Source organism: Bradyrhizobium sp. UFLA01-814, from assembly GCF_046718885.1.
GTDB classification, from domain to species: Bacteria; Pseudomonadota; Alphaproteobacteria; order Rhizobiales; family Xanthobacteraceae; genus Bradyrhizobium; species Bradyrhizobium elkanii.
This window is the reverse complement of sequence record NZ_JAQOSR010000239.1, coordinates 1-10,240: the sequence shown is the minus strand read 5'-3', so window position 1 is coordinate 10,240 and position 10,240 is coordinate 1. Positions and strand designations below refer to the sequence as shown.

The 10,240-nt window shown below is 60.1% G+C and carries 7 protein-coding genes and 2 pseudogenes; all 9 read right to left on the bottom strand.

The annotated features are described in order from the left end of the window. Positions 1-342: MmoB/DmpM family protein (locus PMN64_RS39635; RefSeq protein WP_411784679.1), on the bottom strand; the 342-nt coding region annotated here is incomplete at its 3' end. 6 nt (positions 343-348) lie between these two features. Next, entirely contained in the window at positions 349-1,419 is a 1,071-nt protein-coding gene (locus tag PMN64_RS39630; RefSeq protein WP_411784678.1) for an aromatic/alkene monooxygenase hydroxylase subunit beta, read from the bottom strand. 60 nt (positions 1,420-1,479) lie between these two features. Beyond that, positions 1,480-2,520: a 2Fe-2S iron-sulfur cluster-binding protein gene (locus PMN64_RS39625; protein WP_028345443.1), complete on the bottom strand. Its 1,041-nt coding sequence runs from the start codon at positions 2,518-2,520 to the stop codon at positions 1,480-1,482. 83 nt (positions 2,521-2,603) lie between these two features. Beyond that, positions 2,604-4,274, bottom strand: coding sequence for an aromatic/alkene/methane monooxygenase hydroxylase/oxygenase subunit alpha (locus tag PMN64_RS39620; RefSeq protein WP_157341651.1), 1,671 nt, complete (start codon positions 4,272-4,274; stop codon positions 2,604-2,606). 913 nt (positions 4,275-5,187) lie between these two features. Then, the gene (locus PMN64_RS39615; protein ID WP_411784677.1) at positions 5,188-5,346 is read right to left on the bottom strand and encodes a hypothetical protein; all 159 of its coding nucleotides are present in this window, start codon (positions 5,344-5,346) and stop codon (positions 5,188-5,190) included. Between the two features lie 324 nt (positions 5,347-5,670). Beyond that, positions 5,671-6,723, bottom strand: coding sequence for an NAD(P)-dependent alcohol dehydrogenase (locus PMN64_RS39610; protein WP_157341653.1), 1,053 nt, complete (start codon positions 6,721-6,723; stop codon positions 5,671-5,673). Positions 6,724-6,848: 125 nt separating this feature from the next. After that, a pseudogene (locus PMN64_RS39605) lies at positions 6,849-7,151 on the bottom strand (acetyl-CoA C-acyltransferase); the annotation flags it as partial. 199 nt (positions 7,152-7,350) lie between these two features. Beyond that, positions 7,351-7,690: pseudogene (locus PMN64_RS39600) on the bottom strand (FAD-dependent oxidoreductase); the annotation flags it as partial. A 763-nt stretch (positions 7,691-8,453) separates the two neighbouring features. Then, positions 8,454-10,100: a chaperonin GroEL gene (gene groL, locus PMN64_RS39595; protein ID WP_411784676.1), complete on the bottom strand. Its 1,647-nt coding sequence runs from the start codon at positions 10,098-10,100 to the stop codon at positions 8,454-8,456. Between the last annotated feature and the right edge of the window lie 140 nt (positions 10,101-10,240).

Genomic DNA, 10,240 nt, shown 5'->3' with positions numbered 1-10,240 from the left:
GTTTCCGAACAGCGTCACGGTATTGTCGTCGATGCGCACCATCCGGCCGTAGTGGGTCGAGGTATTCACTTCGAATATCTCGGCCGTCATGTCCTTTCCGAGGATGTCGCTGATCTCGTCCATCTTGAAGATCAGCTTGCCCTCGCCGTCGATGCGGATCAGGGCCGGCTGGTAGGTCACGGTCACGTTCGGCTTCTTGCCCATGAATTCAGCGATGGCGCGCGCCTCGACGCTGTCGTTCATGGTGACACCGCACTGATGGGAAATCGTCTGTTCAAAACGAAGATCTCCCATCTTCTGGAAGATGTTCTGGTTGGTCGCACTTCTTGAAGCAACGGACATTGCAATTTACTCCTTGGGAAGGACGAGGCCGAGCTCGCCGAGAATCTTCTTGATGCGTTCGACCGACTGCGCGCGGACGTCGGCGTACTGCACCGGCTTCGAATGCGGCTGCGACCAGATCGGCTGCAGTCCGGCGGCCGCCTTGCCGGCGAGCGCCACGTGCTTGTTCACCCAGCCCTGGAACAGCTTCTTGTTGTGCGCGGCATGCTGATTGTCGGTCACCAGCAGGTGCATCAGGTCGATTGTGTTCGCGAGATTGCGCTCATAGTCGGCCTCGGCCGCCGAAATAACCGCCGGCGTGATGAAGTCGCCGTTCGGCGAGCCGACCTGCATCAGGAAACCGCTGCGGAACAGCTCGCCGACCAGCGGCTCGAACACGATGTTGGTGGCGAAGTACTGCTCAAGATAGTCGGCCGACCCCATGATCGATTCGATCGCTTCGCGGGTACCCTGCCAGCCCTTGTCCTCCAGCCACACCCGCTTGCCCGCGGCGTCGTCGAAGCCCGGAATGTCCATTCCGATCTCGGCGAGATAGAGCGTGATGTCCTGGGCCAGACGAAGCTTGTAGGACGAGTTCGTCAGGGTCGCGTTGTTGATCATCTGGGTGTAGCCGTAGCGCTGCGCCTGCATTAGCGACGTGCCAAGCCCGAATTCGGCATGTTTCCACGCGCCGAGGTGGTTTTGCAGGATCTTGACCCAGGCCTTGTCGAAGCCCTTCGGCGCGCCGGACTTGCGGCCGTTGGCGATCACCGACTGGACCATCGTCTCGATCTTGGACTGGCGTTGGTAGTGGGTGCGCTCCCACTCCTGGTCGGGCGCACGGAAGGCATGCCAATTCGAGCTCAGCGCGGCGGTGTTGTCCTTGGTGTAGGCTCCCTTCCCGTTGGGGAAGGAGATGATCCAGTCCTGCAGCAGATAGCGCTCCGGATCGGGCTGAACGTCTACGGTCACGTCCTCATAGTGCGTCGCCCGCTTGCTGCGGGGCTCGAAATACCGGTACTTGCGGCTGTCCGAATCCGGAAATACCGCAGCGCCTGCTGCACCGGATTTCGCTGGAACACTTTGAACGGCAGTCATGGTCGTCTTCCTCCTCCCTTGGTGGGCTCTATAAAAGGCACAGTCGCTGTTCGAAAAACCTCAGTTGTTGGCTGGTGTGAACTTGTCGAAGAAGATGCGATCCGACTCGACGTCGTTCATCTGCAGCACCGGCACCAGCGCCTCGATCATCGGTGACGGTCCACAGGCATAGACGTCGACGTCTTCGCCATATCCCGCGTCGCGAAGGTGCGCTCCGACGGCTTCGTGCACGAAGCCCTTTGCTCCACCCCAGGCCGTATCATCGGCCGCATGGGAGAGCACCGGGACGAAGTTGAACTCCGGATGCTTGGCGGCGAGCTCTGCGAAGTGATCGAGATAGAAGAGATCGTTGCGCGTCCGAGCTCCATAGAAGAAGTGCACCGGGCGTGCTTCGCCGGACTCGATGTGATCATGCAGGATCGACCACAGCGGCGACATCCCCGATCCGCCGCCGACCAGGACTATGGCTCCGGTTCTGTTTTCTCGCCGGAAGCAGGTCCCGTAGGGTCCGCGGAGTCCGACCGCGGTTCCGACGGCGAGGTCTCCGTCGAGCCGGGAAGAGAAGCGTCCGTTCGGGTACTTTTTGATGATGAATGCGAGCTTTTCGCCCTCGACCGGCGAATTTGCCATGGAAAACGAGCGCGTAATCGTCTCTGCCCCCGGGAGCGTGATGTCGACATATTGACCCGCCCAGAACTTCAGAGGTTGCTCGAGCGATATCTCGAGGAGCCGGATGTCATGGGTCAGCGCGGAGACGCTCGTGACTGTGCCCGTGAAGTCCCTGACCGGGATCGATTTCGACAGCACCTCCTCGTCATAGTTGAGGAGCTCCACCTCGAGATCCGAATAGGCCAAGGTCCGGCACAGCAGGATGTAATCCTGGCCTCGCTCCATCTCGTTGAGGGCGAACGTCGAGTATTTCTTGAGTTCGACTTCGCCCCCGGTCAGGACGCATTTGCACGCCGAGCACTGCCCCTCCTTGCAACCATGCGGCAGTGCAATGCCCTGGCGGAACGCGGCGTCAAGAACGGTTTCGTTCTCCTCGACCTCGAATTCTATGCCTACCGGTTGCAGGCGAACGACATTAGCGGGCGTGCCCATAGGGCCTCCTCAAACCAAGGCTTGCGTATCTTCCGGAGAGTGATCGGGAAGGAGCCGGCCGGAGCCGGCCCCTTCCGTCTCGGTTAGTTGCAGGGATTGATGGTGAATCCCTTGCGATACTCGGCGAGATGCTTTTCCCGGTCGGCCGGGCTCATCTCCCGCAGCGTAAGCAGCGGGCTTTTCAGGATGTGGCCGCGGACGTCGTCGAGCGTCCACATTTCCTTCTCGTCGAAGCGCAGATGCGGCTGGGCGACCAGGGTCTTGCCGTCCGTGCGCACGAAGCCGAGATCCTTGATGGCGTCGGCGATATCCACATTGTGGTAGACGCTTTCCCATTCGCGACGGCCGCTGAACCGTCCCATCGCCGGCGTCGGGCGTCCCTGGTATTCGCCGGCGAAGGCTTCGACGGCCGTCCAGCGATCGAGCTCATGGGCGAAAGTGTAGAGCTTGCCGTCGATCTCGCCGGTGACCATGTCCTCGCGGATCAGGCAGGGCACCAGGCACGACCAGCAACGATGCGGATAGACGTAGCCGACATCGCTGTTGAACAGGATGTTGGTCTGACCGCGATGCGACAGCTTCTCATACCACTTCCAGAAGTCTCCGAACTGCGCATACCAGCCCGGATATTTGTGCTCGAACCACTCGAAGTCCTTGTCGGTCTGGGCCTCGATGCGCCAGAAGTTGGCCGACCAGCCGACCGCGAAGAACTGCGCGACCTTGTGGACATAGTGCTTCTCGGTCAGACGCTTCCAGGCAGTCTGAACGTCGTCATGATGGATCTTGATGCCGTACTTCTCGAGCGGCAGCATGTAGGTGCGATAATAGTCCTCGAAGATCCAGCGGTGCCACATCTCCGCATAGGACTCCTTGGTCTTGTCGCGGTTCGTGGTGCCGTACTCGATGAAGGTGCCGATCGCCGCGTCGACGATGGCGTGGTTCTGCCAGAAGGCATAGCGCATGTCGCGCTCCAGCAGCAGATGGTTCTCCGGCTCCTTCAGCATCGACATCAGCATCGAGTGGCCGTTACCGATGTGCCGGCTCTCATCCGACTGCACCGACAGGAAGACCGTCGGCAGCGCGTAGTCACCGTTGCGGGCGGCTTCCGACGGCATGGCGACGAACAACGTGTTGGTGAACGCGGTTTCGGCAACCACCGTCAGGTACACGTTCGCAGAGGTGATCGCGTCGCCGGTGATGAAGCCCTCACCGAACTGCCTGCCGATCGTGGTGGCGTAGCACTTTCCGAACGCCTCCTCGGTGATGTCGAAGCCGGCCGGATCGATGTAATTCTCCATGTACCACTTCTTGAGATTCATCTGGATCGTCGAGTGACGGAACTCGTCGACCATCTGCATCGTGAAACCGGTGCGAAGATCTTCACCCGGAGCGAGGCGGCCGACCATAGCCATGGACCTGGCGGCGGAAATTTCCGGGAACGGGATGATCGCCAGGAACAGCTTCATCCACTCGACCCACCGCGGCTCGACGTTGCGGAACATGTCGCCGCGCAGCGCAGCGTCGAGCGCACCGTAAACGCGATTGTCCTTTTCCTCCTGCATCGGGAAATAGGAGCGGAGGACCTGCTTCATCGGATCCTTCGGCGCCTTCGCGATCTTGTAGTCCGTGGGAAAGGTCATCGCTTCCTGGACGTAGGAAGGATTCCATCCGAGATCTGCAATCTTCTTTGCAGCATCACCGACGGATATGCCGCGCTGGGCGGTGATCTTGTTGAGTGTTAAAGTTCCAGACATCTCGTCTTTCCTCCTGATCGGGTCAGAAACCACATCGATATTCCGCCTGCCTGGACCTTCGCGGACCGGGCACTGCTTACCCGTGCGTTACGGGCCACCTCGCGGCCGCTTGCACGGCCGGACGTTTGATATCGGCAAGGGTCTCGGGAACGACTGTGGTGCACCGCAACGATGATCAGGAGCGATCTTCCGAACCACGGTCCTGCGATCGCTATACTTCATCCCACACATGATGCGCCCTCAGCCAAGCGTCCCCTTCCCTCGTTCTTGTCGCGGCTCACCCCAGACGGAGCAGTCGGCGTTGTTGTGATCAGGAGCTTTGCAATGGGCGTGCCAGCGCGTCCGAGACGCTCGCCAACTCTCTTTCCGAGGTATCGACGCGTGTATGGCGTGGGCGGACGCGTTGCACGGGCCCGGCCTGCTGCCGGAAGCGATGCAGATTGCGACGGAAATTGCAGAATGAGAATTCCGACAGCGCAAAGGGATTGGTGCAGCGATGTTTGCGTCGCAAAAATGGAAGCAGGCTTGGATGCCGATAACGCTTCGTTGGAATCAGTAACGACCGCACGTTGGGTCCAGCGATGTTTCGGGACCTCGAACCTGGGCGGCTCTTCTAGCCGATGCGCGGGAACACTTGCCCATACGCATGCGCCAATCAGCAAGAGGTCTCCGCAACGGCCGAGCACTTTATCTGCCCCGCCCTGGAGATCCAGCGGTCGCAATAGAGCGCGTAACAGTCATGACCGCAGAACGACAGCCGGGTGCTGAATTCCTTGAGATAGTGGGCGCCGATTGGCTCACAGCAAAGCATACAGAGGATTCTCGGGCGCAGCGCCATGCCGTTCACCAGAATGAACCTCATATAGCGCCGCTCAATGCGAAGAAATGATGTCACTGGCAATCGCCCCCCAATTCAGCCGCCACGGAACGACGAAGCATCTTGCAGGCCGGCTCCCAGCACTTCCTTTAAACAGTCAATGCGTGCTTCGCGGCTCCCTGCGCATAGTTCGTGCAACGGCCGTGCCAGATCGTCCAGAACCTCCGACAACAGCTTCTTGAACGCCGTGATCACCGGCGATCCCTGATGACCGCGCCCCGTGAACTTGAGAGCGTCCACGACGCAAATTGCGACAAAGATGCAAATTGAGACTCGCGGCGAACTGCAGGTGGCGTTCTTCACCTCAGGGTTTGCGATGCAGCATGAAAAGTCGGTTTGGATGCCCAGAGCCGATTTTGGTCGATTGGCTGCTTCCGGCCGGACTAAAAAAGGTGCTTCCGATGAGCTTTCAAAGCCACCTCCAGCGCGCCCAAACGAACGAGAATTTGTTTGCCGTGTCAGGAGACGGGCCGGTGAAATCCACCACGAGCAAATGCTCGCGGTGGACGAGGCTCGGGTTCACGGAATTAAAACTGCGCGTCCATGAATCTTGCCGGCATTGAGATCGTGCAAGGCCTTGTTTGCATCGGCGAGACGATACTCGGCGGTTGCCAGTTCAACCAGACCGCGGTCTGCGAGCGCCATTAACTCCGTCAGCTCGGCCCATGTGCCGACGAGATTGCCGATGATGTTCTTCTCGGTGATCACCATGTCGACAGTCGGGATGCGGATGTCCTCGCCGTAACCAACAACGTAGTAACTTCCCATCGAACGGGTCATCGCCAGCCCCTTCGATGTCGTGCCCTTCTCACCGACGAAATCGATTACCGCCTCCGCGCCGTTTCCGGCAGTCAGAGCCAGAACGGCAGCCACTTCGTCGCCGTCGGCTTTCACCAGATGGTCGGCACCTGACTTTTCGGCCAGCTTCAGCGACGCTTCGGACTTGTCGACGACGATAATATCGGCGGCGCACATTGCTTTGAGGCACTGGATTGCGATGTGACCCAATCCACCTGCACCGATAACGACGCAAGATTCGCCGGGCAAAAGGTGACGCGTAGCCTTCTTGACGGCGCGATAGGCCGTGAGCCCCGCATCCGCGTAAGGCGCCACCTCCTTGGGGGCAAGCGTCCGCGGCAGCGGCACGATATTCCGTTCCGAGGTGCAGAGGAATTCTGCATAGCCGCCGTTGCAATCCAGACCAGGAAACGTGCCGGGACCATGCATGTCGAAGCCGCGACGACAGGCGAGACACGTCCCTCCGGTGATCTTCGGATGAACAATGACGGGATCTCCTTTCTTCAGTCCCTCGACCTCCTTGCCGACTTCCTCGACCCAACCTGCATTTTCGTGTCCCATGATGATGGGAAGGAGTTTGTCGCCGGACGGATCCATATGCGGCTTCCAGACTCCTTCGATGATATGCAGGTCGGTCCTACATACGCCCGCACCACCGATTCGGACGATAACGTCAGTCGATTTCGTCAGCTTGGGATCGGGTACATCTTCTTCGACGACCCAGCGGTCGTTGGACAGCTTCTCGTCATACGCTCTCAATACTTGGGCTCTCATGTTCTCCTCCGTCTGCCCAGCGAACCTTGCGCTCGCCGTCGCGGAGGCGCCTCAGCATTTTTTGTGCCAGCACAATTGCTATTGCAGCGCGACGCAGGATGCGGGGAGCCCGTCGGGAAACTTGCCCCGATCAAGACGGTGCCCGTCGCGCCAATTGGATGACCCAACGCGATCGAACCTCCATTGACGTTGATCTTTCCATCGATCCGCAGGTCGCGGATGTACTTCTCCACGGCGACGGCGAACGCCTCGTTGGCCTCGAACAGGTCAATATCATCGCGGGTCAATCCGGCCCTGGCGAGCAACTTGCGGGTCACGGGAACAATATCCGCGGCCGGCGCGACAATCTGCACAGTCGGAAGCGCTTCGTCGCGCCCCATGCTCGCGCTGCCTGTAGTGAGATTCTTCTTGATCTCCGGGTGCGCACGTCGTGCATACGTGGCCATCTAACCGACTGAAAACCTTGAACTCTCGGTCTAGTCCATCATGAGGAAGTTTGATCTAGGTCCAGCCATCGAGGCTAGCCAAATCCAACACCTTCACTTCTCCGATAGTTCGCGGAAAGCCCGCCCGGTCCAACTTCCGCTCAATCTCGGAATCGTTCCTCGCAAGACTTTCTAGTCCCCCTTAGGCGACAACCGCCTCCTTTCGGGAGGCTGCGTGTTTCGAAACCGCGTGGACGGCCAGATAGCGATCGGCCTCGAGTGCTGCCATGCAGCCCAATCCCGCCGCGGTGACGGCCTGGCGGTACACGCCGTCCGCGACATCACCTGCCGCGAACAGCCCGGGCACGCTCGTCGTCGTCGTGCCCCGGCTTCACCTTGATGTACCCGTCGGCGCGCAATTCGACCTTGCCCTCCAACAGCGCACTCGCTGGAGCATGTCCGATGGCGACGAAGACACCGTCGAGGGCAAGTTGCTCGATGGTTCCCGTCAAACGGTTCTTCAGGGCAGTCGCCTCGATCTTCGGGCACACCACAGTGCGGCGATGAACTTATGTTTGAGTGTTGGCGTGGCGCCTCTGGTCGTCATTTTGGTCTCTGATTCAAACCGGCTCTTGACAGCCCTATTTGGCTCAGGCGCGTCAGTCCAATACGGATGACAACTTGATTGAGACAGAACACGACCTATAAAGTCGAGGACCTGCCCTGCCGCCCCCTCAAGGGTCGCAATCGTCTTGCAGCAGAGTGCTCACCATCATTCTGCGCGGCGACTTCGCAGGGATGCTCGCGCTCGATTCTCCGCTTCTGCGCGCTACCGCACGCTGGAGCGCGCCGCACTACTTCGTTGCCAAACGTACGATGGAGTTCAATGCTCGATTTGAATTATAAGGGGCTGTACCTTTGTCAGTTCTCAGTTTGAAGAAGCCAAAAGAGGCTCACCAAACTACGCCAAACAGCGCGGCGGCAGCCGATCGCCCTACTCCCACTCAATCGTTTTGGACTACACTCCCGCGTTGAGTTGCAAGCACAATCTCTCAAAGCCGACTGACAAATCCCGACGGCATATCCGCCCTAACTTTTCGGTCCTGAATTCACAGTAAAATTTGCCTGGCCCCGAGAATTGGCTTCTTCGCCAACTATCGGAATCAATCGATGAAGTGAATGCGTGTGCCAGCCGCAGCGGCCACTGCTACCCCTCACCGCTTTCCGTCCGATACCGTCAATGGCAACGCGGAAAGGCCCGGCATCGCTGCCGGGCCTTTCCCCTCGAGCGCTGAACGGTTGGGCTCAGAAGTCCATGCTACCCATCCCGCCGCCCGGGGGCATACCGCCGGCACCAGCGCCGGTGTTCTTCTTCGGCACTTCGGCTACCATGGCTTCGGTGGTAATCAGAAGCGCCGCTACGGACGAGGCGTTCTGGATCGCGACGCGAACTACCTTGGTCGGGTCGATGATGCCCTTGGTGACGAGATTGCCGTACTCGCCGGTCTGGCTGTCGAAGCCGAACGAATACTGATCCTTCTCGAGGATCTTGCCGACGATGACGGAGCCATCCTCGCCGGCGTTGATCGCGATCTGGCGAGCCGGAGCCGACAGCGCCTTGCGCACGATCTCGACGCCGGTCTTCTGGTCGTCGTTCTTGGTGCGCAGGCCCTTGAGATGCACGGAGGCACGGAGCAAGGCGACGCCGCCGCCCGGAACGATGCCTTCCTCGACGGCCGCACGGGTCGCATGCATCGCGTCATCAACGCGATCCTTGCGCTCCTTCACCTCGACCTCGGTCGCGCCGCCGACGCGGATCACCGCGACGCCGCCTGCGAGCTTGGCGAGACGCTCCTGCAGCTTCTCACGGTCGTAGTCCGAGGTGGTCTCCTCGATCTGCGCCTTGATCTGGGCAACGCGGGCGTCGATGTCGGCCTTCTTGCCGGCGCCGTTGACGATCGTGGTGTTCTCCTTGTCGATCATCACCTTCCTAGCGCGGCCGAGCATGTTGAGCGTGACGTTCTCGAGCTTGATGCCAAGATCTTCCGAGATGGCCTGGCCGCCGGTCAAGATCGCGATGTCCTGCAGCATGGCCTTGCGGCGATCGCCGAAGCCCGGGGCCTTCACGGCCGCGACCTTCAGGCCGCCACGCAGGCGGTTGACGACGAGGGTAGCGAGTGCCTCGCCTTCGACGTCCTCAGCAACGATGACCAGCGGCTTGCCGCTCTGCACCACAGCCTCGAGCAGCGGAAGCAGCTCGTTCAGCGAGGAGAGCTTCTTCTCGTTGATCAGGATGTAGGCGTCTTCCATTTCAGCGCGCATCTTGTCGGCGTTGGTGACGAAATAGGGCGAGATGTAGCCGCGGTCGAACTGCATGCCCTCGACGACGTCGAGCTCGGTCTCGAGCGACTTGGCTTCCTCGACCGTGATCACGCCCTCATTGCCGACCTTCTTCATGGCGTCCGCAAGGAACTTGCCGATCTCGGCATCGCCGTTGGCCGAAATGGTGCCGACCTGGGCGATCTCCTCGTTCGAGGTAACCTTCTTCGAGTTCTTTTCCAGATCCGCAACAACGGCCTCGACCGCGAGATCGATACCGCGCTTCAGATCCATCGGGTTCATGCCGGCGGCAACCGATTTGGCGCCTTCACGCACGATCGCGGCGGCCAGCACGGTCGCGGTGGTGGTGCCGTCGCCGGCAGCATCCGCCGCCTTCGACGCCACCTCCCGCACCATCTGGGCGCCCATGTTCTCGAACTTGTCCTCGAGTTCGATCTCCTTGGCGACGGCAACGCCGTCCTTGGTGATGCGGGGAGCGCCGAACGACTTCTCGAGCACCACGTTGCGGCCCTTCGGACCGAGAGTGACCTTCACCGCATTGGCGAGGATGTCGACACCGCGCAACATGCGGTCGCGGGCATCGACGCCTAATTTGACTTCTTTAGCTGACATATTTTTCCTCCCAGAATTGAAATTCGTCTCTCACCTGCGAGGCAGCGCAGGGGTGAGCGTCAGCGGCGGTCGGCGTCAGGCCGCCTTCTTGGAGCCGGCGACGTCGGTAACAACGCCCATGATGTCGCTCTCCTTCATGA